Origin of the sequence: Enterobacter sp. T1-1, from assembly GCF_000710795.1 — a bacterium.
In the GTDB taxonomy this organism is placed as follows: Bacteria; Pseudomonadota; Gammaproteobacteria; order Enterobacterales; family Enterobacteriaceae; genus Enterobacter; species Enterobacter cloacae.
Genome location: NZ_JALW01000080.1, coordinates 43,808 through 67,537 on the forward strand (window position 1 = coordinate 43,808; position 23,730 = coordinate 67,537).

23 protein-coding genes are annotated in these 23,730 nt (G+C 56.0%); 14 read left to right on the forward strand and 9 right to left on the reverse strand.

The annotated features are described in order from the left end of the window. The first annotated feature begins 86 nt into the window (after nucleotides 1-86). Complete coding sequence (gene ydcK / locus AK59_RS0121505; RefSeq protein ID WP_029883798.1) at nucleotides 87-1,067, forward strand: YdcK family protein; 981 nt, start codon at nucleotides 87-89, stop codon at nucleotides 1,065-1,067. A 139-nt stretch (nucleotides 1,068-1,206) separates the two neighbouring features. On the opposite strand, the gene AK59_RS0121510 is transcribed toward ydcK, so the two are convergent. The 3 genes from AK59_RS0121510 to AK59_RS0121520 all read right to left on the reverse strand — a co-directional run bounded on the left by AK59_RS0121510 (nucleotide 1,207) and on the right by AK59_RS0121520 (nucleotide 5,059). Further along, nucleotides 1,207-2,862 (reverse strand): glucan biosynthesis protein D, encoded by a 1,656-nt coding sequence (locus tag AK59_RS0121510; RefSeq protein ID WP_013096654.1) that lies wholly within the window; start codon nucleotides 2,860-2,862, stop codon nucleotides 1,207-1,209. A gap of 243 nt (nucleotides 2,863-3,105) precedes the next feature. Then, nucleotides 3,106-3,879, reverse strand: a complete 774-nt coding sequence (locus AK59_RS0121515) for an ABC transporter substrate-binding protein (RefSeq protein ID WP_014831878.1) — start codon at nucleotides 3,877-3,879, stop codon at nucleotides 3,106-3,108. A gap of 10 nt (nucleotides 3,880-3,889) precedes the next feature. Then, nucleotides 3,890-5,059 carry a pyridoxal phosphate-dependent aminotransferase gene (locus AK59_RS0121520; RefSeq protein WP_029883799.1) on the reverse strand — a complete coding sequence of 390 codons (1,170 nt, stop codon included), beginning with the start codon at nucleotides 5,057-5,059 and terminating at the stop codon, nucleotides 3,890-3,892. Between the two features lie 113 nt (nucleotides 5,060-5,172). Here AK59_RS0121520 and AK59_RS0121525 point away from each other — a divergent pair, with 113 nt between their 5' ends. Then, a complete protein-coding gene (locus AK59_RS0121525) occupies nucleotides 5,173-6,015 on the forward strand; it encodes a LysR family transcriptional regulator (RefSeq protein ID WP_029883800.1) in 843 nt (280 codons plus the stop codon). On the opposite strand, the gene AK59_RS0121530 is transcribed toward AK59_RS0121525, so the two are convergent. Both AK59_RS0121530 and hglS read right to left on the reverse strand, forming a co-directional pair. Further along, entirely contained in the window at nucleotides 6,002-7,507 is a 1,506-nt protein-coding gene (locus AK59_RS0121530; RefSeq protein ID WP_029883801.1) for a carboxylesterase/lipase family protein, read from the reverse strand. The genes AK59_RS0121525 and AK59_RS0121530 overlap by 14 nt on opposite strands. Before the next feature lie 42 nt (nucleotides 7,508-7,549). Next, on the reverse strand, nucleotides 7,550-8,893 hold the full coding sequence (gene hglS, locus AK59_RS0121535) for a 2-oxoadipate dioxygenase/decarboxylase HglS (protein WP_020688588.1): 1,344 nt from the start codon (nucleotides 8,891-8,893) through the stop codon (nucleotides 7,550-7,552). Nucleotides 8,894-9,421: 528 nt separating this feature from the next. Between hglS and AK59_RS0121540 the strand changes: the two genes are divergently transcribed. The 8 genes from AK59_RS0121540 (at nucleotide 9,422) to AK59_RS0121570 (ending at nucleotide 15,953) form a co-directional block, all read left to right on the forward strand. Then, on the forward strand, nucleotides 9,422-9,607 hold the full coding sequence (locus tag AK59_RS0121540; protein ID WP_004150795.1) for a general stress protein: 186 nt from the start codon (nucleotides 9,422-9,424) through the stop codon (nucleotides 9,605-9,607). A gap of 89 nt (nucleotides 9,608-9,696) precedes the next feature. Beyond that, entirely contained in the window at nucleotides 9,697-10,191 is a 495-nt protein-coding gene (locus AK59_RS0121545; RefSeq protein ID WP_014831873.1) for a YciE/YciF ferroxidase family protein, read from the forward strand. Between the two features lie 23 nt (nucleotides 10,192-10,214). After that, a complete protein-coding gene (locus tag AK59_RS01000000123930; protein WP_013096662.1) occupies nucleotides 10,215-10,418 on the forward strand; it encodes a hypothetical protein in 204 nt (67 codons plus the stop codon). A gap of 25 nt (nucleotides 10,419-10,443) precedes the next feature. Then, nucleotides 10,444-10,950, forward strand: a complete 507-nt coding sequence (locus AK59_RS0121550) for a ferritin-like domain-containing protein (protein WP_013096663.1) — start codon at nucleotides 10,444-10,446, stop codon at nucleotides 10,948-10,950. A 15-nt stretch (nucleotides 10,951-10,965) separates the two neighbouring features. After that, complete coding sequence (locus AK59_RS0121555) at nucleotides 10,966-11,838, forward strand: manganese catalase family protein (RefSeq protein WP_020688584.1); 873 nt, start codon at nucleotides 10,966-10,968, stop codon at nucleotides 11,836-11,838. Between the two features lie 67 nt (nucleotides 11,839-11,905). Next, the gene (locus AK59_RS0121560; RefSeq protein ID WP_013096665.1) at nucleotides 11,906-13,309 is read left to right on the forward strand and encodes a cytochrome ubiquinol oxidase subunit I; all 1,404 of its coding nucleotides are present in this window, start codon (nucleotides 11,906-11,908) and stop codon (nucleotides 13,307-13,309) included. Further along, entirely contained in the window at nucleotides 13,309-14,319 is a 1,011-nt protein-coding gene (cydB, locus tag AK59_RS0121565) for a cytochrome d ubiquinol oxidase subunit II (protein ID WP_029883802.1), read from the forward strand. Before AK59_RS0121560 ends, cydB begins: the two co-directional genes overlap by 1 nt. An 8-nt stretch (nucleotides 14,320-14,327) precedes the next feature. Beyond that, on the forward strand, nucleotides 14,328-15,953 hold the full coding sequence (locus AK59_RS0121570; protein WP_029883803.1) for an alpha-amylase family protein: 1,626 nt from the start codon (nucleotides 14,328-14,330) through the stop codon (nucleotides 15,951-15,953). Here the strand turns inward: AK59_RS0121570 and AK59_RS0121575 are convergent, their stop codons facing one another. From AK59_RS0121575 to AK59_RS0121590, 4 genes are read right to left on the reverse strand one after another with little or no spacing between them, the layout of a single operon-like run. After that, nucleotides 15,954-16,940, reverse strand: coding sequence for an SDR family oxidoreductase (locus AK59_RS0121575; RefSeq protein ID WP_029883804.1), 987 nt, complete (start codon nucleotides 16,938-16,940; stop codon nucleotides 15,954-15,956). Between the two features lie 17 nt (nucleotides 16,941-16,957). Then, nucleotides 16,958-17,464: a 2-oxo-tetronate isomerase gene (locus tag AK59_RS0121580; RefSeq protein WP_029883805.1), complete on the reverse strand. Its 507-nt coding sequence runs from the start codon at nucleotides 17,462-17,464 to the stop codon at nucleotides 16,958-16,960. Between the two features lie 11 nt (nucleotides 17,465-17,475). Continuing rightward, nucleotides 17,476-17,922 carry a DUF421 domain-containing protein gene (locus AK59_RS0121585; RefSeq protein ID WP_013096670.1) on the reverse strand — a complete coding sequence of 149 codons (447 nt, stop codon included), beginning with the start codon at nucleotides 17,920-17,922 and terminating at the stop codon, nucleotides 17,476-17,478. A 9-nt stretch (nucleotides 17,923-17,931) separates the two neighbouring features. Further along, nucleotides 17,932-18,435, reverse strand: a complete 504-nt coding sequence (locus tag AK59_RS0121590) for a hypothetical protein (protein WP_029883806.1) — start codon at nucleotides 18,433-18,435, stop codon at nucleotides 17,932-17,934. A gap of 138 nt (nucleotides 18,436-18,573) precedes the next feature. On the opposite strand from AK59_RS0121590, the gene AK59_RS0121595 reads away from it, so the two are divergent. The 4 genes from AK59_RS0121595 to AK59_RS0121610 all read left to right on the forward strand — a co-directional run bounded on the left by AK59_RS0121595 (nucleotide 18,574) and on the right by AK59_RS0121610 (nucleotide 23,650). Then, nucleotides 18,574-18,963 (forward strand): YdeI family stress tolerance OB fold protein, encoded by a 390-nt coding sequence (locus AK59_RS0121595; protein WP_013096672.1) that lies wholly within the window; start codon nucleotides 18,574-18,576, stop codon nucleotides 18,961-18,963. A gap of 62 nt (nucleotides 18,964-19,025) precedes the next feature. Further along, nucleotides 19,026-19,910: an SDR family oxidoreductase gene (locus AK59_RS0121600; RefSeq protein WP_013096673.1), complete on the forward strand. Its 885-nt coding sequence runs from the start codon at nucleotides 19,026-19,028 to the stop codon at nucleotides 19,908-19,910. 165 nt (nucleotides 19,911-20,075) lie between these two features. Beyond that, a complete protein-coding gene (locus AK59_RS0121605) occupies nucleotides 20,076-20,999 on the forward strand; it encodes a LysR substrate-binding domain-containing protein (RefSeq protein ID WP_014831860.1) in 924 nt (307 codons plus the stop codon). A 266-nt stretch (nucleotides 21,000-21,265) separates the two neighbouring features. Then, the gene (locus tag AK59_RS0121610) at nucleotides 21,266-23,650 is read left to right on the forward strand and encodes a glucose/quinate/shikimate family membrane-bound PQQ-dependent dehydrogenase (protein ID WP_029883807.1); all 2,385 of its coding nucleotides are present in this window, start codon (nucleotides 21,266-21,268) and stop codon (nucleotides 23,648-23,650) included. Nucleotides 23,651-23,730 lie beyond the last annotated feature (80 nt).

A 23,730-nucleotide genomic window follows, 5' to 3' on the forward strand; every position in this document is an offset into this window, starting at 1 on the left:
TTAAGGTGTTTCCGCCTCGGATGCCAGCACAACGCAAAGCTGAAAGTTTGCTACGTTTAGTGAAGACGCTCACCAGGGATAACACGATGAAAAAGTATCGGCTCAGCGATGAAACCCGGCTCTGGCACTGGAAAAACGGCGAAACGCCCCACTCGGCTACGTTAAAGCAGATTATCGCCACGACAGATTTTAATGACGTCGCCGCCGGGACGAAAGGCGGCTGGATTGAAGAAGAACGCGCCTTGTCTCAGGAGGGGAACTGCTGGATCTACGACGAAAACAGCGTGGTCTTCGCCGGTGCGACCGTCTCCGGTAATGCCCGTCTGACCCTGCCGTGCGTCGTCAGCGACCATGCCCATATTAGCGGCAACAGCTGGCTGGACGGGGCAAACGTGAGCCATGGGGCGCGAATAAGTGACAACGTCACCATTCAGAACTCCACCGTACGGGGGGAATGCCATATTTTTGGTGATGCCCGGGTGCTGCATAACAGCATGATTATCGCCGCCAAAGGCTTAACCCCAGACCAGGAGCAGATCCTTAAAATCTACGACAACGCGACCGTCAGCCAGTCGCGCGTGGTGCATCAGGCGCAAATCTACGGCGAGGCCATCGTCAATTATGCGTTTATCGAGCACCGTGCCGAGGTGTTCGACAAGGCGATTCTTGAAGGGAACGATATCAATAACGTCTGGGTCTGCGACTGCGCAAAAGTGTACGGCAACGCGCGCCTGATTGCCGGATTCGACGACGATGCCATCCCTACCGTGCGCTACAGCTCTCAGGTGGCTGAGAATGCGGTGGTGGAAGGCAACTGCGTGATTAAGCACCACGTGCTGATTGGCGGTCAGGCGTGGCTACGCGGGGGGCCGATCATGATTGATGATAAGGTCGTGATTCAGGGACGGGCGCGGATAAGCGGCGACGTACTGATTGAGCACCACGTTGAAATCACCGACGATGCCGTCATTGAGGCTTTCGATGGCGACAGCATTCATCTGCGCGGCGAAAAAGTAGTTAACGGCGAGAGTCGAATCACCCGCACGCCCCTGCTGGGCGCGCTATAGGGGGAAGATACCGGGATAATTTCGGATTTTGCTGCGGTCATTGCCCCTCACCCCAGCCCTCTCCCAAAGGGAGAGGTGGCCGTCTGTGCAGGCATTATTTGTGGGGATCCCTCAGCCCACAGGGAGAGGGAATCGATCGTTAACGCATTACCCGGTCGTCAACGTAATTACGTTTGTCCGGCGCTGGCGGGAAATACTGATACAGCCAGGTTTCACTGATGGCATCGCCCTGACAGCGCAGGAACAGGCGCATATCCACCGGCTCCGTCGAATCGGACGTTGGGTACCAGTCAAACAGAATGCGGTATCCGTCAAACGGCTCAACGTAGAGGATTTCCACCTGCTTCGCTTCACCGCTGGAGAGCGTAATCACCGGCTCAATCCCCTTCGGCGCGGCCGCTTTCAGATCGCCGCCGACAAAGTCGATGGCGAAGCGGCGGGCCCACACTTTCGGGTAGTGTTCACCTGGCGCCCAGCCTTCCGGGAAGCCACCCATACCGGTACGCGTCGCGAAGACGTTGGCCAGCGGGGAACGTACCGGCGGCATGGCACTCCAGTACAGGCGATATTTGAAGTCCAGCTCATCGCCCGCTTTGACCGCTTTTTCCGGCTGCCAGAAGCAAACCACGTTATCCAGCGTTTCACCCGTGGTTGGGATCTCCATCAGGCCAACCGCACCTTTACCCCAGTCGTTACGCGGCTCCACCCACAGGCTTGGGCGTTTGTTATACCAGCCCATCACGTCCTGATAGTGGGAGAAATCCCGGTCAAGCTGCAGCAAACCAAACCCTTTCGGGTTTTTATCGACAAAGGCATTGAACTGCAATTTCTGCGGGTTGTTCAGCGGACGGCAGATCCACTCGCCGTTACCGCGCCACATGGCAAGACGGTCAGAGTCATGGATCTGCGGATGAATGGTGTCGCACATACGGCGCTCGTTATTGCCGCAGCTGAACATACTGGTCATCGGCGCGATACCGAGCTGTTTGATGTCTTTACGCGCATAGAGATGGTTTTCCACCTCCATGATCACCTGGCTCTTCTCGCAGTGGATCACGAACTTATAGGCACCGGTAATGCTTGGGCTGTCCAGCAGCGTATAGACGGTAAAGGTGGTGTCGCCCGGTTTGACGGTTTCAAACCAGAAGGCCGTAAAATCAGGAAACTCTTCCGGCGTGTCGGTAAAGGTGTCCACCGCCAGACCACGCGCCGACAGGCCGTACTGGTAAGTGTCATCCACCGCACGGAAATAGCTCGCGCCGAGGAAAGAGACAATATCGCGACGCGCCAGCTCAGGTGCTTTGAAGGCGCGGAAGCCAGCAAAACCGAGGTCGCTCTGCCCTTCCAGCTGTTTGGTATCTACCCCGGTATCCCCGTAGCTGAACAGCTCCGGGCGGAAGTGGATCTCACGCGCCTGGGAGGTCGACTGGTCCAGGGAGAACATCCGCACGCGGCGGCGGAAGCCCATCCCCATGTGGAAGAACTGCACGTCAAGCTGACGGCCTTCAATGTTGTTCCACAGGGACTGCTTTTCATCGTACCGGATGGCGTTATAGGCCTGCGGCGTCATGGTTGCCAGCGTTTCCGGCAGCGGACGCGGCGCACCACCCCACGGGGTTTTCGCCAGGTCATGGGCCATGGATTGCAGTACGGAGAAGTCAAAACGACGGCTCTGGCCATCGGCGATGTCAGAGTCAGCGGCATAGGCCGCTCTGGAGAACAGTGAAGCAAGGCCAGAAGTGCCGCTCAGGGCTGCCATTGCCAGCGAACCTTGTAAAAAACGTCTGCGATTCATGCCTGGAAAAACGTCCTTATGGTCGTGTGAATGTGTTTCGCGCTCGGCGAAATGACGGCAAGAAAGAACGCACAGCCTAAACAAAAACGGTTAAGAATCCAATTGTTGGCCGGTGATTATATGAGCAAAGTGAGAAATATTTTCTGTCGACCAGAACGGCCCGAAAGTGGTGTAAAGAAAGCCTGGAAAGTGTGAAGAAAAATGCCCCGGTGCGACATCGACAACCGGGGCGAAATGAGGTGGTTATTTTACGCTGACATCGATACCCGGGAAGTACTTATCAGCGAGTTTTGCGATCGTGCCGTCGGCACGAACTTTATCAATCGCGGCATCAAGCTGCTTTTTGGTGGCCTCATCCCCTTTGCGCAGCCCAAAGCCGATCCCGCTGCCGAGGATGGTGTCGTCAGACACCGGTTTGCCGATAAAGCCAAACCCTTTCCCCTGCGGCTTGCTCAGGAACCCTGCCTGCCCGGCCGCGGACATCACCAGCGAGGCGTCGATGCGGCCATTCAGCAAATCGCCCCACGCCATATTCTGATCTTTATACGACACTACCGTGACACCCTGCTTTTCCCAGTGCTCTTTGGCATAGGTTTCCTGAATGGAACCCTGCAACACGCCAATGGTTTTGCCCTTCAGCCCTTCAGGTGTCGCCTCTACTGCGGTTCCGGCCTTGCCCACTAACTGCGAGGGGATGCGGTAGATAGGTTGGGTAAAATCAATACTTTTGCGCCGCTGTTCGGTGATGTTCATCGCCGAGTTGATGGCATCAAATTTCTTGGCCACCAGCCCCGGAATCAACGCATCAAAGGATGTTTCCACCCAGGTGCATTTCAGCGCTGCGGCTTTGCAAATGGCATTCCCCAATTCAACGTCAAACCCTTCCAGCTCGCCGGAGGCATTGCGGCTCTCAAACGGTGGATATTCCGCTTCCAGTCCGTACCGCAGTTCGGTGGCCGCGAATGACGAAAACGTACACAGCAGTCCCATGCCGACAACTAACGCGCGTAATTTCATCTCAAACTCCTTAGCGTGGTTTAACCCGACACAGGGCCTGGGCACCTGCCCGTAACGTCGCCTCATCTTTGGCAAAAGAGAGACGAATCAATTTATTGTCCGTACCATCCGTATAGAAAGCGGACAGCGGAATGGTCGCGACACCGCACTCAACGATCAGCCGTTTCACCATCTCGCTGTCGGGCTCGTCGCTGAACGGGCTGTAATCCGCCAGCAGGAAGAACGAGCCCGCGCTCGGCAGCATTTTAAACGGCGACTCAGCCAGCAAAGTTTGCAGCAGATCGCGCTTGCGCTGATAAAACGTCGCCAGCGACAGCCAGGTTTGCGGATCGGTCATATGTTCGGCAAACGCATGCTGCATTGGCGTATCGGCAGAAAACATCAAAAATTGATGCACTTTACAAATCTCTTCCATCAGTGCCGCCGGTGCAACACAGTACCCCACGCGCCATCCGGTAACGTGATAGGTTTTTCCGAAGGAAGAGATAATGACGCTACGCTCCGCCAACTGAGGGTGTGTGGCCATACCGTGGTGCGGCTCATCGTCAAAAACGACGTGCTCGTACACTTCGTCAGACAAAATAATGATATCGGTATTACGCGTCACGGCCACCAGCTGCTGCAGGTCATTCGCGGAGAACACCTGCCCGCTTGGATTATGTGGCGTATTGATGATGATCATGCGCGTTTTGGGGGTGATGGCCGCGCGGACCTCATCCCAGTTCACGGCAAAATCCGGCACCGTGAGTTTGATGGCGACCGGGGTGGCGCCCTGAAGGCGAACAATCGGCGCGTAGCTATCAAATGACGGTTCGAAGTAGATCACCTCATCGCCCGGATGCACCAGCCCGCTGATGGCGGAATAGAGCCCCTGGCTGGCACTGGCGGTAACCAGCACCTCGCGCCCCGGGTCATACGTGGTGCCGTAAAGGGTGGCAATTTTCTCCGCGATACGCTCTTTCAAAGGCTGCAGGCCGGTCATCGCGGCATACTGGTTATGCCCTGCCTCCATTGCGCGGGTTACGCCCGCAATCAGTTTCGGGTCGCAGGAAAAATTCGGTGCGCCCTGAGAAAGATTGATGGCGTTGTGCTGAGCAGAAAGCTGGCCGATTACGGTAAAAATGGTGGTACCCACATCCGGTAATTTGGAACGGGTTTGTACCGCGGTCTTCAGGGTCATCATTTATCCTTCTCATGGGGATTGCATAACTATTCAAACAACAACGCCGTTGCCGGGACAATCGAATTGTTGTCATAATAGCCATGAGAAAAATGCATAGCTGAGGTGATTTTATGTCGCGCCGTTCGCTCCCGCTCAATGCCATCGACGCCTTCCTGGTGACCGCGCGTCACCTGAATCTCACCCATGCCGCCAGAGAGCTTTGTCTGACTCAGGGGGCCGTGAGCCGTAAAATCGCCGCTCTGGAAGCGTGGTTTGGCTTTCCGCTGTTTGAGCGCCACGCGCGCGGGTTGCGCCTCTCTTCCCAGGGTAGCGCCCTGCTGCCGGAGCTACAATCCGCTTTCGAACAGATGCTGAACGTGGCCGATCGGGCCCGCACCCAGCATACGGTGATCCGGCTGAAAGCGCCTACCTGCGCCATGCGCTGGCTGGTGCCGCGCCTGCTGGAGGTAGAGCGCGAGCAGCCCGATCTGCAAATCGCGTTGACCACCACCACCGATCATAACGTCAACTTTAAAACCGAATCCTACGACGCCGCCATCGTGTTTGGCACGCACATGAGCGCGGGCGATCTGCTGTTCGAAGAGGCGTTAACTCCGGTGCTCAGCCCGCTGCGGGCGGGGACCGGACTGGGTTCATTAACCTTTCTTCACCCGACACGGGATAAAACCGACTGGTCACTGTGGCTGGCGAAACAGGATGAGCCGGGCGTTGTTATGCACAAAAATCAACACTTCGACACGATGGATCTCGCCATTACGGCGGCCATTCAGGGGCTGGGCGTCGCCATCGCTGATGAAACGCTGGTGGAAGAGGACATCCGCGCAGGAAGGCTGGTGCGGCCTTTTGCGACCAGCATCAAAACCGGTGCGAGCTACCGGCTGGTGCTGCGCGAAGCGCCAGGTACGGAAAAAGGCCTGGCCGCGTTTCGTGCCTGTTTGCTTAATCGAGGTTAACGTGGTGCTTCATCACCCGTTTAAAGAGGCTCATACGGGCGCGCATAAAGCGGTATTCAAGCTTAAAACCTGCATGCTTATTCACACCAATGCGTAACAGGACGTCACGCCCTTTACGGCAGGCTGGCCAGTGCGTCGGCCCAGGCAGGCTGTCACGATGCCCGGCATCGCGGGCAAAACTCACCCAGTAGTCGGCCACGTGGGCGGCGAACTGTAAATCACGCGCGTTCACATACTGCCGTGAAGGTTCCACTTCTCCGAGCGTATCAAACACATACGGCACCTCGTTGCCGTGCCAGGCACCGTTGATATAGGTGGCGTGCTCCGCTTCGGCCACATAGTCAAACCAGTAGCGCCAGCACGGCGCGCCGACGCGCTGCTGGGCCTGCATCACCACATAGCCCATTGTGGTGAACGCCATATCCCGGCACACCTGCCTTCCCAGCTCTTCATCGCCTTTCACGCCTGGATAGAGCAGCTTGATCAGCCCCAGACCAAAGCGCCGCTCCCGGCGGAGCTTCTGAATTTGTCCGGCGAGATCGATGCCAAACACCGCCATTACGCTCGCCTCGTCGCTGTTGGAGCCAATCATGATGGGGACAGGCTGCTGACGGGCGGCAAAGAAGACGTCCAGCATCGGCTCCGGCAGCACACAATCTCCGGCAACAGGGGCCGGGGCGATATTCAGCGGTGCCGTTAACGGCCAGAACGACTCAGGTGGAATAGCACGCAACTGCTCCGCTGTCGCGTTCTCCAGCCCAAAATGCGCGGCCAGCGCTTCCCCTTTTCGCAGGGCCTGCTCGCGCGGGGTATCCGGCAAGGTATAGCCACTTTGCACAATCGCTTTATGAAATAACCCTTTCGCCAGCGGCGAGGCCAGCAGCGACAACACGCTGCGTGCGCCAGCTGATTCACCAAACAGCGTGACGTTTTCGGGATTGCCGCCAAAGGCGGCGATATTGTCCCGCACCCATTCGAGAGCGGCGATCTGATCCAGCAGGGCAAAATTATGCACCACGCGATCTTCTTCCCCCTCCAGCGCAGGATGGGCGAAAAAGCCGAGATGACCAAGACGGTAATTGAGGGTGACCACCACCACGCCGCGTTCCGCCAGCGCCCTGCCGTTATAGGGCGGTAACCCACCCGCGCCGAGCGTGAACCCACCACCGTGCAGCCAGACCATCACCGGCAGCGGCTCAACGCGGTCAACAGGCGACCACACGTTAAGATAAAGACAATCCTCTGAAAACTGTCCGGGATCCCCGCCGCCCAGCTCCTGGCAATATTCGCTGCTTTGCCAGCTTGAGGCGGAAAACGCCGTTGCCATGCGAACCCCATCCCAGCGTTCGGGCGGTCGCGGTGAGCGCCAGCGCCAGTTGCCAACGGGCGGTGCGGCGTAGGGAATGCCGTACCACGCCTGAACAGTATTATCCGTAAAACCAGCCAGTGCGCCGTAGCGCGTTTCAACCACAGGGGCGGAGGGATATTGCATAACTACCTTCTTTTTCCATCACACCCCTGAAGAGTAACGATTTCAGAGCAAACCGCAACGCTGTTTGCTGCGGGTTTCCGCCTCCTCGTACAGTGCGAACTCGTCATAGACCGGGCAGCCCAGCGCCGCTTCGAAGGCATCCCGGCTGGCGTTACCGTGGCTGCGCGCCTGGGTTTCATTCCCGAGATTGGACTGGAAAATCCCTGCGGCGCTGACCGGCAGGAAATCTTCATAGGTGATCGGCTGGGCAACCACCCACCCGCGTTCAATTAACGGCTGCGGATCGTCGCCCGGACGAAACGCATGACGATGCGCTTCACCCGCTGGCGTCAGGCGATAGCGGAAATACGCCAGCTCCTGTCGGCGCATCATCAGCTCGCTGTCCGGGAAGGCGCTGAACACTTCACGCAGATGAAGCTGATGGGTCAGGTTGTCTTTACCGGTGCCGGACTCGGCGAGCAAACTGTCATAAAGCTCGCGACCTTTCGGCGTCAACGCTACCCCGCGCTGTTCAATTTCACCAAAGCGCGCGGTATGGGTGCCTTTATGTTCCCCGGCAAACAGCACCGGCTCTTCCAACGCCTTGAAGCTGGTCTGACGCAATAACACCGGCACCTCGCGGCGCGGCGGCCCTTCAATCAGAATTTTGGGTTCAATGCCGTACTTCGGCATCAGTTCCTGCACCCGGTCAATATCCAGCGTGCGTGGCGTAAGGTGGTTGATGTGGCATCCCGGGAAACAGACCACATCCGCAATCAGGCGATGCTCATTATGCAGCGCCAGATAGGTCTCCTGATCGACCGTCGCATGACGGTGCCAGCGGAAGGTTTCTAACGCTTCCTGAACAAACTCCCGCGCCTGCGCCTCGGTGAACGCCCCTTCTTTTTCATGCAGTTCGATGAGCGCCAGGCAGCGCGGCGTAAAGATGTTGCGGTGAGAGAGGATCTCCGCCGCCCGCTCGCGCAGGGCAACGTTCTCAATCAACTCAAGGCGCAGCAGTGAGGTAAAGATACGAAACGGGTTACGGCACAGCGCCGCATCATCCACCGGGCGAAATGCCGTCGAGTGAACCGGAACGCCCGCCTGAGAGAGATCATAGTAGCTGACCGGGTACATGCCCATGATGGCAAACATACGACGCAGGGTAGAAAGCTCTTTTGCGGTGCCAACGCGGATAGCCCCGTGACGCTCCACATTCAGGCGCGCCAGCTCATCTGCATTCGCCAGTTGTTCATGTAAGAGTGGATTGTTTTCCAGAACCGCCAGGTTTACATCCGCGACCAGCTCAAGCAAGGTGCCGTACTGCGGAACTTCCTGCTGGTACATCGCCGACATAGCCTGCGAAAAATGTTCCCGAATATCATCAGCCGTGATGGTGTTCGCCATGGTGTCATGCCTCCAGTGAATATTACCTGGAGTGTAGAGAAACCCGTTCCTTCCGGGGGGAAGAATTTACGATTTGTGATCTTACGACGACAGTGGTCAAACCGTGTGCTGCCCGAACCTGTCGCGGCCGTACCAGGCCCCCTTCCTTTCCCCCCGGCCCGTCGTCCAGGAGTTTCCTTATAATTAATGATTATTCTGTTTTCTAGCTATAAAGGAGTAATTTTGGAGGCCATCCCGGCTAAAAATTGAACGAAATTGTGGCGCTACAATTTTTATCCTCACCTTTCAGGTTTTTAGCGGCAACTTAGGATTAATCCGAGCATTTTTTTACAAGTCCTTCCCACTCATCCATATTTTTTCGCCAAACGAAGCGTAAACCCACCAATATTTTTAAATAACGCAACCGTGAATGGCGAAACGCATTTGACGCATGCCGCACAGCGTCTAAAGTTATTACTCGAACGACGAGTGATACGGAATATTTCTGTATCGTACTGACATAACCAATATATGACTATGAGGTTTAATATGGCAGAGCATCGTGGTGGTTCCGGTAATTTCGCTGAAGACCGTGAAAAAGCATCAGAAGCTGGGCGTAAAGGCGGCCAGCACAGCGGCGGTAATTTCAAAAACGATCCGCAACGCGCATCTGAAGCAGGTAAGAAAGGGGGTCAGAATAGTCACGGCGGAGGCCGTAAATCTGATAACTCCTGATTTTATTAAGCTGTCTCAGTAATACCAGAGAGCATGCTGCGGGCCGAAAGGCTCGCAGTTCCCTTAACGTTTTAACCGGAGCAAAATATATGAATATGAAAAGTATCGAGGATGTTTTTATTCATCTACTGTCCGATACCTACAGCGCGGAAAAACAGCTTACCCGAGCCCTGAGCAAACTCGCCCGTGCCGCCTCCAGTGAAAAGCTCAGCGCGGCCTTCACAGCCCACCTTGAGGAGACGCAGGGTCAGATTGAGCGTATCGATCAGATTATCGAACAGGAAGACGGTATTAAGCTTAAGCGAATGAAATGTGTGGCAATGGAAGGCTTAATTGAAGAGGCCAATGAGGTCATCGAAAGCACAGAAAAGAATGAAGTCCGTGATGCTGCATTAATTGCTGCAGCGCAAAAAGTGGAACATTACGAAATTGCCAGTTACGGTACCCTTGCCACATTAGCAGAACAACTTGGCTATAAAAAAGCCGTTAAACTTCTTGCCGAAACACTGGAAGAAGAAAAAGAAACCGATCTTAAACTCACCGACCTGGCCGTAGGAAATATTAACCAAAAAGCGCAAAAATGACGCTATAACAAAGGTTAAATATAATGAGCATCAGTCCCAGGACAATTAAACGGTGCCATTTAACGGCAGCTATAATATGGTTCATTCTTGCTATCCCTTCCGTAATATGGTGGAAGAATAGCGTACTATGGGTCATTATCATCAGTATTTACGCCAATATTGTCGGCCATTTATCTGGCTACAGTGCCGCACGTGCCGATCAGGCTGCTGAAAGTGAGACCAAATAAGCGAACCTATAATGAGGAACGAAATATGAATCACGTAGAACACTACCATGACTGGCTACGCGATGCCCATGCAATGGAAAAGCAAGCCGAATCAATGCTGGAATCGATGGCCAGCCGTATTGAAAATTATCCTGATGTTCGCGCCCGTATTGAGCAGCACCTTAATGAGACAAAACGGCAAATCACATTGCTGGAGGAAATCCTCGATCGTAATGATATTTCTCGTTCGGTTTTAAAAGACTCGATGAGCAAAATGGCTGCGCTCGGCCAGTCCATCGGCGGCATGTTCCCGTCCGATGAGATTGTTAAAGGCTCCATCAGCGGCTATGTTTTCGAACAGTTCGAAATTGCCTGCTACACCTCCCTTCTGGCCGCGGCCAAAAAAGCGGGCGACACCGCCTCTGTACCCGCCATTGAAACCATTCTCGCCGAAGAGCGCGAGATGGCCGACTGGCTAATTCGTCATATTCCGCAAACGACGGAACAGTTCCTGCTGCGTTCTGATGCATCAGGTGTCGAAGCGAAAAAATAAACCACAGGAGAGTGTATGTTTCGACACGTCAAACAGCTGCAATACACGGTTCGCGTTGCTGAACCGAATCCCGGCCTCGCCAATCTTCTGCTGGAACAATTTGGCGGGCCGCAGGGTGAACTGGCGGCCGCCTGCCGCTACTTCACCCAGGGCCTGAGTGATGACGATCCTGGCCGTAAAGATATGCTGATGGATATCGCGACCGAAGAGTTGAGCCACCTCGAAATCATCGGGACGCTGGTCGGCATGCTGAATAAAGGGGCCAAAGGCGCGCTGGCGGAAGGGGTAGAGAACGAAGCCGAGCTGTACCGGTCCATGACCGAAAACGGCAACGACAGCCATATCACCTCCCTGCTCTACGGCGGCGGTACCCCGCTCACCAACTCCGCGGGTGTGCCCTGGACGGCGGCCTACGTTGATACCATTGGTGAACCCACGGCGGATCTGCGCTCGAACGTGGCCGCAGAGGCGCGGGCAAAAATCATCTATGAGCGTCTGATCAACGTGACAGACGATCCCGGGGTGAAAGATGCACTGGCGTTTCTGATGACGCGAGAGGCGGCGCACCAGCTCTCCTTCGAGAAGGCGCTTCAGTCTATTCGCAATAATTTCCCGCCGGGGAAATTGCCGCCAATCGAGGAATTCACCAACAAGTACTACAATATGTCTGAAGGTGGCGAGGTCCGCGGAAGCTGGAACAGCGATAAGCATTTCGACTACGTTGAGGCCCCCCAACCTGCGGTTGACGGTGGAGACGGGAGTGCAAGCGTGACGCTCTCGACCGAACAGGCTACGCTCGTCAAGGCGATGTCTGCTCGCACAAAATCCGATCCGAACGCCGACCCGTTAACAGGTGCCGAGCTAGGCGCCGGTAAGAAAAAACCGTAACCGGTTTTGCCAGGCAGCTCCCGCTGCCTGGTAATTCTCGTGCCCCATCGTTCCAGAGGTACGGACCATGTTCGAACTCGACGCGTTTCATCTGGCGAGAATTCAGTTCGCTTTTACCGTCTCGTTTCATATTCTCTTCCCGGCGATCACCATCGGGCTTGCCAGCTATCTGGTGGTGCTCGAAGGGATGTGGCTGCGTACCAAAAACGACGTCTGGCGCTCCCTGTACCATTTCTGGCTCAAAATATTTGCCGTCAACTTTGGTATGGGCGTTGTGTCCGGGCTGGTCATGGCCTATCAGTTCGGCACCAACTGGAGCGGGTTCTCTCAGTTTGCAGGCAGCATCACCGGGCCATTGCTGACCTACGAGGTATTAACCGCTTTCTTCCTGGAGGCCGGTTTTCTCGGCGTAATGCTGTTCGGCTGGAACAAGGTTGGACCGGGACTGCACTTCTTCGCAACCTGCATGGTGGCGCTGGGCACGCTAATGTCCACCTTCTGGATCCTCGCCTCTAACAGCTGGATGCACACCCCGCAGGGCTTCACCATTGAGAACGGCCAGGTGATCCCTGAAGACTGGCTGGCCGTCATCTTCAACCCCTCTTTCCCGTACCGGCTGATCCATATGTCCATTGCCGCGTTCCTGTGCAGCGCGCTGTTTGTGGGCGCGTCGGGAGCCTGGCACCTGCTGCGCGGCAACGACACGCCCGCCATTCGCAAAATGTTCTCGATGGCTATGTGGATGGCCCTGCTGGTCGCCCCCATTCAGGCCGTAGTCGGGGATATGCATGGCCTGAACACGCTTGAACATCAGCCTGCCAAAATCGCCGCCATCGAGGGGCACTGGGAAAATCCGCCAGGGGAAGCCACCCCGCTGCTGCTGTTTGGTCTGCCGGATATGGAAGAGGAGCGCACCAAATACGGGCTTGAGATCCCGGCTCTCGGCAGCCTGATCCTGACCCACAGTCTGGATAAACAGGTCCCCGCGCTGAAAGATTTCCCGAAAGAAGATCGCCCGAACTCCACCATCGTCTTCTGGTCGTTCCGCATCATGGTTGGCATGGGGCTGTTGATGATTGCCCTCGGCGTCCTGAGCCTGTGGCTACGCTATCGCCACCGGCTGTATCACTCGCGCCCGTTCCACTGGTTTGCCCTCTGTATGGGGCCAGCCGGTCTGCTGGCGCTGCTCGCTGGCTGGGTGACCACCGAAGTGGGTCGCCAGCCGTGGGTGGTCTACGGCTATCTGCGCACCATCGACGCGGTCTCTCTGCACAGTACGCTGCAGATGAGCATCAGCCTGCTGGCCTTCATCGTCGTTTATTGCTCGGTGTTTGGCGTGGGCTATGTCTACCTTGTGCGTCTGATTAAGAAAGGACCACAGCCGGTGGACACGCTAACCTCGAACACCTCGGGCACTCCCGCCCGTCCGCTGTCTGCCGCTGAGTCTGTTCCGGAAGAGGAGAGAATCTGATGGGCGTCGATATCTCGGTTATCTGGTTTGCCATCATCGTCTTCGCCACCCTGATGTACATCATCATGGATGGCTTTGATTTGGGGATCGGTCTGCTGTTTAACTTCGTGGGCGATGCTAAAGAGCGCGACGTGATGGTGAACAGCGTGGCCCCCGTCTGGGACGGCAACGAAACCTGGCTGGTGCTGGGCGGCGCAGGGCTGTTTGGCGCCTTTCCGCTCGCCTATGCGGTGATCATCGATGCGCTCACCATTCCGCTTACCGCCATGCTGATCGGTCTTATCTTTCGCGGTGTCGCCTTTGAGTTCCGCTTCAAAGCGACGCCCTCTCACCGCCAGTTCTGGGACTATGCCTTTGCGGGAGGCTCGCTACTCGCCACCTTCAGCCAGGGCGTGGTGGTCGGCGCGGTGATCAACGGTTTTGAAGTAGAAGGCCGACGCTACGTGGGGTCTGCCCTCGACTGGCTGACCCCCTTCAACCTGTTCTGCGGTATCGGGCTGGTGGTGGCCTACACGCTGCTGGGCACCACGTGGCTTATCATGAAAAGCGAAGGTGCACTGCAAAACCGCATGCGCGAACTGACCCGCCACGTGCTGCTGGCGCTGATTGTCGTCATCGCGGTGGTGAGTATCTGGACGCCACTCGGCTGGCAGTACGTGGCCGAGCGCTGGTTTACCCTGCCTAACTTCTTCTGGTTCCTGCCGGTGCCTCTGCTGGTGGGCATATTTAGCCTGTGGATCTGGCGCTTGACCCGCAACCCGGCCAGCCACGCGCGTCCGTTCCTGTTGACGCTTGGGCTTATCTTCCTCGGTTTTAGCGGACTGGGCATCAGCCTGTGGCCGAACATTATTCCGCCGCGCATTAGCCTGTGGGATGCCGCGGCCCCGCCCGCCAGCCAGCTCTTTATGCTGGTGGGGACGTTACTGATTATTCCGGTGATCCTGGTGTACACCGCCTGGAGTTACTACGTCTTTCGGGGAAAAGTTTCTGATACAGAAGGTTACCACTGAGGTGCAGGATGGCAGGATGGCATACACGGGCCATTATTTATCAAATTGATACGGCACTGTTTTACGATTTAAACGGCGATGGCTGCGGAGACATCGCCGGAATAACGGCCAAATTGCGTTATATACGCCGCATGGGGGCGACAGTAATCTGGATCACTCCGTTTTACCTTACCCCTTTTCTGGACGAAGGGTATGACGTCAGCGACCACCTGCAGGTCGATCCCCGGTTCGGCAAACTGGCGGATATTATCGCTTTTATTGAGCAGGCACGTGAGCTGGGGATGCAGGTCATTATCGAGCTGTTGATCCAGCATACGTCGGACGCCCACCTCTGGTTTCAGGAAGCCCGGCGCAACCCGAAATCCCCCTTTCGCGACTATTATCTGTGGTCAGATAATGACGATGACGATACGCCTCCGATGTTCCCCGGCGTGGAAAAGAGCATCTGGACATGGGATGACGAGGCGGGCCAATACTACCGGCATATGTTTTATCGCCACGAGCCTGATCTCAACCTCACCTCACCTGCGGTAATTAAAGAGATAGAGAACATTATTCTCTTCTGGCTTAAGCTCGGCGTATCGGGATTCCGTCTGGATGCCGCGTCGCATCTCACCACCCAGGCCGGAGGCGGTGACGAGAAAAAGGGGCTGTGGATCCTGGAGCACCTGCGCCGCCTGATTACCCAACATAACCCGCAGGCGATCCTGCTCGGTGAAGTTGACGTAGAAGTGGAAGCCTACAAGGACTATTTCGGCAATAACGACCGCCTGCATCTGGTGCTTAACTTCTGGCTTAATAAATATTTCTACGTGAGCCTGGCCAGGAAAAGCGCCCGCCCGCTGCGCAATGCGGTGAAGAAAATGATCGTTCCGCCGGACTCCTGCTGCTTTGCCAACTGGCTGCGTAACCACGACGAGCTGGATCTGGAGGGGATCGGTAAAAAGGATAAACAGTTCGTCCTCGACACGTTCGCCCCGGATGAAGAGATGAACGTGTACCAGCGTGGGATCCGCCGTCGCCTGGCGCCGATGCTGAATGGCGACCAGAAGCGGCTGGCGCTCTGCCACGCCGTGCTGTTCTCCCTGCCCGGGGTGCCCGTTATGCGCTACGGGGATGAAATCGGCATGGGTGATGATCTGGATTTAGAAGAGCGTTACGCCGTGCGTACGCCCATGCAGTGGGCGCCCTCTCAGGGCGGTGGCTTCTCTGACGCAGACCCGCAGAGCTTTATCGCGCCCATCATTGACCACGGGCCCTATCGTTATCAGAAAATTAACGTGGCGGATTCGCTGTTGCACCGCAACTCGCTGCTGCACCGGATTATCGATATCGCCAACACGCGGTCTGAATTCCCGGAGATTGCCGTGGCGCCGTTTCATCTTATCGCCATCGATGATGATGCAGTGCTGGGAATTTACTACGAGGCTGAAGATCGCAGCATTCTTACCTTTGTTAATTTCAGCGATAAACCGGTGACCTTCACCGCCAGAGGGATCCGCCACGCCACATGGACCGCCTGTCTGGCAGACAAACGCTACGAGGATGCGCTGGTCTGCGGCAAAACCGTTGAGCTGGATATAGGCGGCTACGGCTATCGCTGGTTCTGGACAAACCGTAGCGCGCTGCGCTGACTACTTTTTGCGGCCGCGCATCAGGCGTGTGAGCACAATCCCTGCGACGGCCAGGGAGCCCAGCAGCACTTTCCCGGGCGCGCCAGAGGAGACCGCGCTGGCGCGCGTTTTCGCCTCAGCAGAGAAATGGCCGTGGATTTTGTGCAGGTCGTTGACCGGCTGGTCGAGATAATCCCACCGGTCTTCTGCGTTCAGGGTGTCGGTCATCTGCCCTTCCCAGGCCTTTTTCACCATCAGACGGTCAAGAAAGCCGGGGAAGAGGAACTGGCCGACAATCGACTGGATGGTACTGCTGCCCACCCACAGCTCGCGCACCGGTTTTTGCGCCACCCTGAAAATGGCACTCGCGGCCACTTCCGGCTCAAACACTGGCGGAACCGGGCGCATCGCCCAGGCAAACTTATTCCGTGCCCATTCAAACTGCGGCGTATTTAGCCCCGGCATCTGGACCATGGCGAGCTGCACCCGGCTGTTCTCATGCATCAGCTCGGTACGCACCGCATCGGTAAAGCCCCGGATCGCGGCTTTGGCGCCGCAGTAGGCGGACTGCAAAGGAATGGAGCGGTAGGCCAGCGCGGAGCCAACCTGAATAATTACGCCCCGATCGCGCGGCACCATCAGTTCCAGCGCGGCACGGGTACCGTTCACGTAGCCAAGGTAGGTGACTTCTGTGACGCGGCGAAATTCATCCGGCGTCATGGTCCGAAACGGCGCCAGCACCGCCCCCATGGCATTATTGACCCACACATCTATCGCCCCAAGGCGATACTCAATTTCGTTGGCGGCATCCACCACCGCCTGACTGTCGGCCACATCCGCCTGCACGGCCAACGCATTGACGCCAAAACGGCGTAGCTCTTCCTGGGTCGAGTGAAGGCTTGTCTCCTCGCGCGCAATAATGCCCACATCGTAGCCCGCTTTTGCAAAGTGCAGCGCCGTGGCTTTCCCCACGCCAGCCGTCCCGCCAGTAATGACCATCACTGCCATAAAACCTCCGCGTTATTTCAGCCCGATAATTTCGTCACTAATTCAGCCAGCGAGTAATGCACCGCTTTTTCCACCACGTCCTGACAGTCGCCGGAAAAGAGCACCCTGCTCGTTTCCGTCTTTCCGCCGATATTCCAGGCGAAGCACACGGTCCCCGCCGCCGTGCCGTCATCTCCCCCTTCCGGCCCGGCATACCCGCTGATGGCAATACTGACATCGGCCTGGGCAATGTCGCGGATGCTGGCCGCCATCTCGGTGACGGTCTGTTCACTGACGGCGGTAAACCGCGCGAGGGTTTCCGGGCTTACGCCCAGGATCCTCTCCTTCGCGCTATCGCTGAAGACGACCAGCCCCACATCATAAAAATCGGCAGTGTTCTCTTCCGCGCAGAGCGCCACCGAAAGCTTCCCGCCGGTGCAGGATTCTGCGGTTGTTAAGCGAAGCCCTGCATCGATTAACCTGCTCGCCAGTTTTTTGGTCAGTTCAGCCACGGTAATGGTGTTGTCGTGGTATAGATTGCTCATCATCAGGCCTCTCATTTTTTCTCAGGAATAATGGAAATATGGCCATTGCGTTCCAGAATGGCATATTTAATTTCACTTAACTTTGTAATACCATTATTCTGCCGGGCTGAAACCAGAATATCATCACATGAAACATCGACCTTTTTGAGTTTATCTGCTAAGGGCACGCCGTTCTCAACCAGAATTACCGGCGTGCCATCCAGGATATTCTCCACCGGCGAAAAATACTTTTTCATCAGTCCAAAAATAATATCCACAACCACCAGCGTGGTGATGGTTATCATTGCGCCCGTGACCGAAAAATCCTCCCCCAGCAGGGCCTGCTGGGTTGCTTCGCTGATAATTAACAGGAGAATAAGATCAAAGCTGGTCATCTGCAGCAACGCACGTCGTCCGGCCACTTTGAAGACCACCACCAGAAACAGGTAAATCGCCAACGCCCTAAAAACCATATCCATGGCAGCCTCCTAAGGGTAAATAAATTGCCAGAAAGGAATATCCGGCAGGTTGTTTACACGAATGACGTTGTGCCATTTACCGCCTCTGGTCGGGGTAATGAACAGCCAGACCGAAAAATGTGGCGATTTTTCAAGATGATTATAGACAAAATAGAGCGTGTTCCCGCGGCTGTACATGCTGTCTGGCTGCGGCCAGACGCTGCCCGGCTCGTAGGCGTCGCTGCTCTCGCTGGTCATGCTCACAGTGTATTTGCCCTCGCTGTTGACCGGAAAGATCAGCTGAAGTCGCGACTCCGTTTGCCGACGCGCAAAGCGTTCATAGTTGAGGGTCAGGGATTTTGCAGAATTGGTTTTCTCCGTGTCACTCACTATCCCACTTGAAAACAGACCGGCAATCGCCGCGATGATAATACTCAGTAACACAATAAATCCGACCTGGCGAAATGCATATTCAAACCTCAGCAAGCGATAACTCTCATTTATCCCGGGTAACTTTTCATTTTTATCATTCATGGCAGCCATCACCGTTTCGCTTATTTACCAAACGTTCTGTTTTGTATGGCGAATGTTTTTAAGACTTATCACATTTGCCACATAAAGGAATAGCAACAATACTTAATAAGTCAAGACACCTTAAATGAAGGATATCAGATGAAATTATCACTTATTTCCGCTTTTTTAATATTTATGGTGCCAACCGCATGGGCTGATAATAACGGCGGGTTACAAAAGGGTGAAGCGCCGCCCCCTCCGCATGCGCTGGATAGCGGTTATCGCGGCACCGATGATGCCCGTATTATGACCATCGACCAGGCGAAACAAATGCATGATGGCGCGACCATTTCACTGCGCGGCAACCTTATTGACGGTAGCGGCGATAAGTATGTATTTCAGGATAAATCCGGAAAAATCGACGTTATTATCCCAAAAGCAGTTTTTGACGGCAGAACAGTCAAACCAGACCAGATGATCAGCATTAACGGTTCGCTTGATAAAAAGTCATCGCCTTCCGTTGTACGTGTCGATCATCTGCAGAAATAACTCAGCGAAGCGTTAACGCTGTATTTTCATCCTAACTCACCTATTGGCTTAAGGAGTCAGCTATGAGTGATACTCAACAACGTACGAACGCTTATCCGCAACCCCCTTTCCCGGAACAGCCGCAGACGCCACCAGGACTGGCTTCTGAGATGCAACCTGTTCCCGATCACGGGGAAACGAGCTATAAAGGCCACGGCCGTCTGGCGGGCAAAAAAGCGCTGATTACCGGCGGTGACTCCGGTATCGGCCGCGCGGTGGCCATTGCCTACGCCCGTGAAGGCGCCGATGTCGCCATTAACTATCTGCCTGAAGAAGAGAAAGACGCCGCAGAGGTCATCGACCTGATCAAGGCCGAAGGGCGCAACGCCGTCGCGCTGCCGGGGGATGTCCGGGATGAAACCTTCTGCCAGAACCTGGTGGAAGAAGCGGTGGCTAAACTTGGCGGGCTGGACATTCTGGTGAATAACGCCGGTCGCCAGCAGTATCGGGAATCGCTGGAAGAACTCACTACCGAAGATTTCGATGCCACGTTTAAAACCAACGTTTATGCCCCGTTCTGGATCACCAAAGCGGCGCTTCGCCATCTGAAAGCCCCTGCGGCAATTATTAACACCTCCTCGGTGCAGGCGGTAAAACCCAGCCCTGTCCTGCTGGACTATGCCCAGACCAAAGCCTGTCTGGCGGTGTTTACCAAATCCCTTGCCAAACAGCTTGGGCCGAAGGGCATTCGCGTTAATGCCGTGGCTCCCGGGCCTTACTGGACGGTGCTGCAATCCAGCGGCGGCCAGCCGATGGAGAAAGTGAAGCAGTTTGGGGGTGACACACCGCTGGGCCGTCCGGGCCAGCCGGTGGAGATTGCACCTTTATACGTCACGCTGGCGTCAGATGAGTGTTCCTTTACGACCGGCCAGGTATGGTGTTCCGACGGCGGTGATGGCGTGATTTAACGTTTCCCTGCCCGAATGTGCAATAAATGAACAAGGACGTTCAGCCCCCCGCCAAAAACATGTTGTAACTCAAACAGATCAAATGTTAAAAATATTTTGCTATCAAGTTATCAAAATTAAACAACTTAGCTTGTCACCCGCATCGCTCTGTTTTTAACATCGCCTATGGAAAAAAATGGTCTGTTCAGTCAGCGCATACGCTTGCGCCATTTGCATACATTTGTGGCCGTCGCTCAACAGGGAACGCTGGGGCGTGCGGCTGAAACCCTTAACCTGAGCCAGCCTGCTCTCTCAAAAACGCTTAACGAGCTGGAACAACTGACCGGTGCCCGTCTGTTCGATCGCGGCCGTCTGGGCGCACAACTGACCCTGGTCGGGGAGCAGTTTCTGACCCATGCAGTCAAAGTGCTTGATGCGCTCAATACCGCCGGACAGGCGCTAAACCGTAAAGAAGAGCAGACGCACGAGATTGTCCGCGTGGGTGCCCTGCCGACGGCGGCGCTGGGCATTCTGCCGCCGGTGATCGGTCAGTTTCACAAACAGCAAAAACATACGACCCTGCAGGTCGCCACCATGAATAACACCATGCTGCTTGCGGGGCTGAAATCCGGCGAGCTGGATTTGGGTATCGGACGGATGTCAGATCCCGAACTGATGGTGGGTCTGAATTATGAACTGCTGTTCCTGGAATCCCTGAAGCTGGTGGTACGCCCTAACCATCCTCTGTTGCAGGATACGGTCACCCTAAGCCGGGTGATGGAGTGGCCGGTGGTCGTGTCACCGAAAGGTACGGTTCCACGGCAAAATGCCGAAACGTTACTGCAGATGCAGGGCTGTACGCTGCCGACAGGCTGTATTGAAACCCTGTCCGCTTCCCTGTCACGCCAGCTTACCGTGGATTATGACTACGTCTGGTTCGTCCCCTCCGGTGCGGTCAAAGATGATTTACGCCAGGGCACGCTCACCGCACTGCCGGTGACCTCGCCCGGCGCCGGCGAACCGATTGGCATTTTAACCCGCGTTGATACGCCGCTCTCCTCAGGTGCACAGACGCTACTGAGCGCGATACGTAAATCGATGCCTGCCTGATTCCTTTCCCCTTGCCCTGACCCTCTCCCCCCGGGGCGAGGGTCATTCCTGCGTTCTAATCATTTAATGCGAAATCATTTATTAACAATTGCGCAAAACAATTTAACAGTTTTATCATAGCGACGAATTCACCAAATGGTTCGTAAATATTTTATCAACCCCGAATTCAAGCGTATTAATCATTATTCCCACTGCATTTATTACCCACCTGGTACACTTCCGGCACGTTGTCGTGCTGTGCAGCGGGGGATCTTAAGGAGAAAGAGATGGCATTTGGCAGCGCGCCACGTGGGATACCCCGTATCCTGCAGTGGCTCCTTGCCGGACTGATGGCGATCGTCGGTCTGGCCGTTGGCGGGTTGGGTTTTAAACTCGTCACCGTAGGCGGAAGTGGATACTTCCTGATCATGGGCGTGGTAATGGTGATTGCCGCGATCCTGATTTTCATCAACCGCAGCAGCGGGATTGTGTTGTATGGCATCGCGTTTATCGCGTCGCTGTTCTGGGCGGTAAGCGATGCCGGCTGGGATTTCTGGCCGCTCTTCTCACGCCTCTTCACCTTTGCGGTTCTGGCATTCCTCTGTGCCCTCGTCTGGCCGTTCCTGCGTGCGGCAAACCGTGCGACGCCGGTGAAAAAAGGCCCGGCCTTTGGCGTGGCGGCGCTGCTCGCCGTGGCAATGCTTGTCAGCCTGGGCTGGATGTTTATACCCCAAACGCTGGTGGCGGCGAATGAGCCGGTGCCGGTGAAACCGGTCGCGGCTGGCGAACAGCAGAAGAACTGGGAACACTGGGGTAACACCACCCACGGGGATCGTTTTGCGGCCCTTGACCAGATTAACAAGCAGAACGTTAACGAGCTGAAAGTCGCGTGGGTTGCCCATACCGGGGATATCCCCCAGAGCAACGGCTCCGGTGCGGAAGACCAGAACACGCCGCTGCAGATTGGCGACACGCTCTACGTCTGTACGCCGTACAGCAAAGTGCTGGCGCTGGATGTAGATTCCGGGAAAGAGAAGTGGCGTTACGACGCCAAAGCCACGGCCCCGAACTGGCAGCGCTGCCGTGGGCTGGGCTATTTTGAAGATTCACAAAACGTGACAACGTCACAGGCTGATGCGCAGCCCGCCGCCTGTCCGCGCCGTCTGTTCCTGCCCACCACCGATGCCCGCCTGATTGCCATCAACGCCGATAACGGTAAAGCCTGCGAAGACTTTGGTGACAAAGGTACCGTGGATCTGAGCGTGGGTATGGGTGAGATTAAACCGGGCTACTATCAGCAAACCTCCACGCCGCTTGTGGCAGGAAACGTGGTGGTGGTCGGCGGACGCGTGGCGGATAACTTCTCCACCGGCGAACCGCCGGGCGTGGTGCGCGCCTATGACGTTCATACCGGTAAACTGGCCTGGGCGTGGGATCCGGGTAATCCGAACCTGACCGGCCTGCCGCCGGAAGGCCAGACCTACACGCGCGGTACACCGAACGTCTGGTCTGCAATGTCCTATGACGCAAAACTGAACCTGATTTACCTGCCAACCGGTAACGCCACGCCAGATTTCTGGGCCGGAGAACGCACCGCGCTGGATGATAAATACAGCTCCTCCATCGTTGCCGTTGACGCCACCACCGGCCAGGTCCGCTGGCATTTCCAGACCACCCATCACGACCTGTGGGACTTCGATCTGCCTTCTCAACCGCTGCTGTACGATCTGCCAGACGGTAAAGGCGGAACCACACCGGTACTGGTGCAGACCAGTAAACAGGGCATGATCTTTATGCTCAACCGCGAAACCGGCAAACCGGTGGCGAAAGTGGAAGAACGTCCGGTCCCGGCGGGTAACGTGCAGGGCGAACGCTACTCCCCGACGCAGCCGTATTCCGTCGGTATGCCGATGATTGGCAACCAGACCCTGACCGAATCCGACATGTGGGGCGCGACGCCTGTCGACCTGCTGCTGTGCCGCATCCAGTTTAAAGAGATGCGCCATCAGGGGGTCTTTACCCCGCCGGGTCTCGATCGTTCCCTGCAGTTCCCTGGCTCACTGGGCGGGATGAACTGGGGCAGCGTCTCGGTCGATCCGAACAACGGGCTGATGTTCGTCAACGATATGCGCCTGGGTCTGGCCAACTACATGGTACCGCGTGCCAGCGTGGCGAAAGACGCCAGCGGGATTGAGATGGGTATTGTGCCCATGGACGGCACGCCGTTCGGCGCCATGCGCGAGCGTTTCCTGTCACCGCTGGGTATTCCATGCCAGAAACCGCCGTTTGGCACGATGTCCGCGGTTGACCTGAAATCCGGCAAGCTGGTGTGGCAGGTTCCGGTGGGCACCGTGGAAGATACCGGCCCGCTGGGTATTCGCATGCATATGCCGATCCCTATCGGGATGCCAACCCTTGGCGCGTCGCTCTCCACCCAGTCTGGCCTGCTGTTCTTTGCCGGCACTCAGGATTTCTACCTGCGCGCGTTCGATACCGCCACCGGAAAAGAGATCTGGAAAGACCGTCTGCCGGTCGGCAGCCAGTCCGGGCCGATGACCTACGTTTCACCGAAAACCGGTAAACAGTACATCATTATTAACGCTGGCGGCGCCCGCCAGTCACCGGATCGCGGTGATTACGTTATCGCGTATGCGTTACCCGATAAAAAGTAAGCGATGAAAAAAGGGACCGAAAGGTCCCTTTTTATTTGTAGGTCGGGTAAGGCGAAGCCGCCACCCGACACAACACGCCA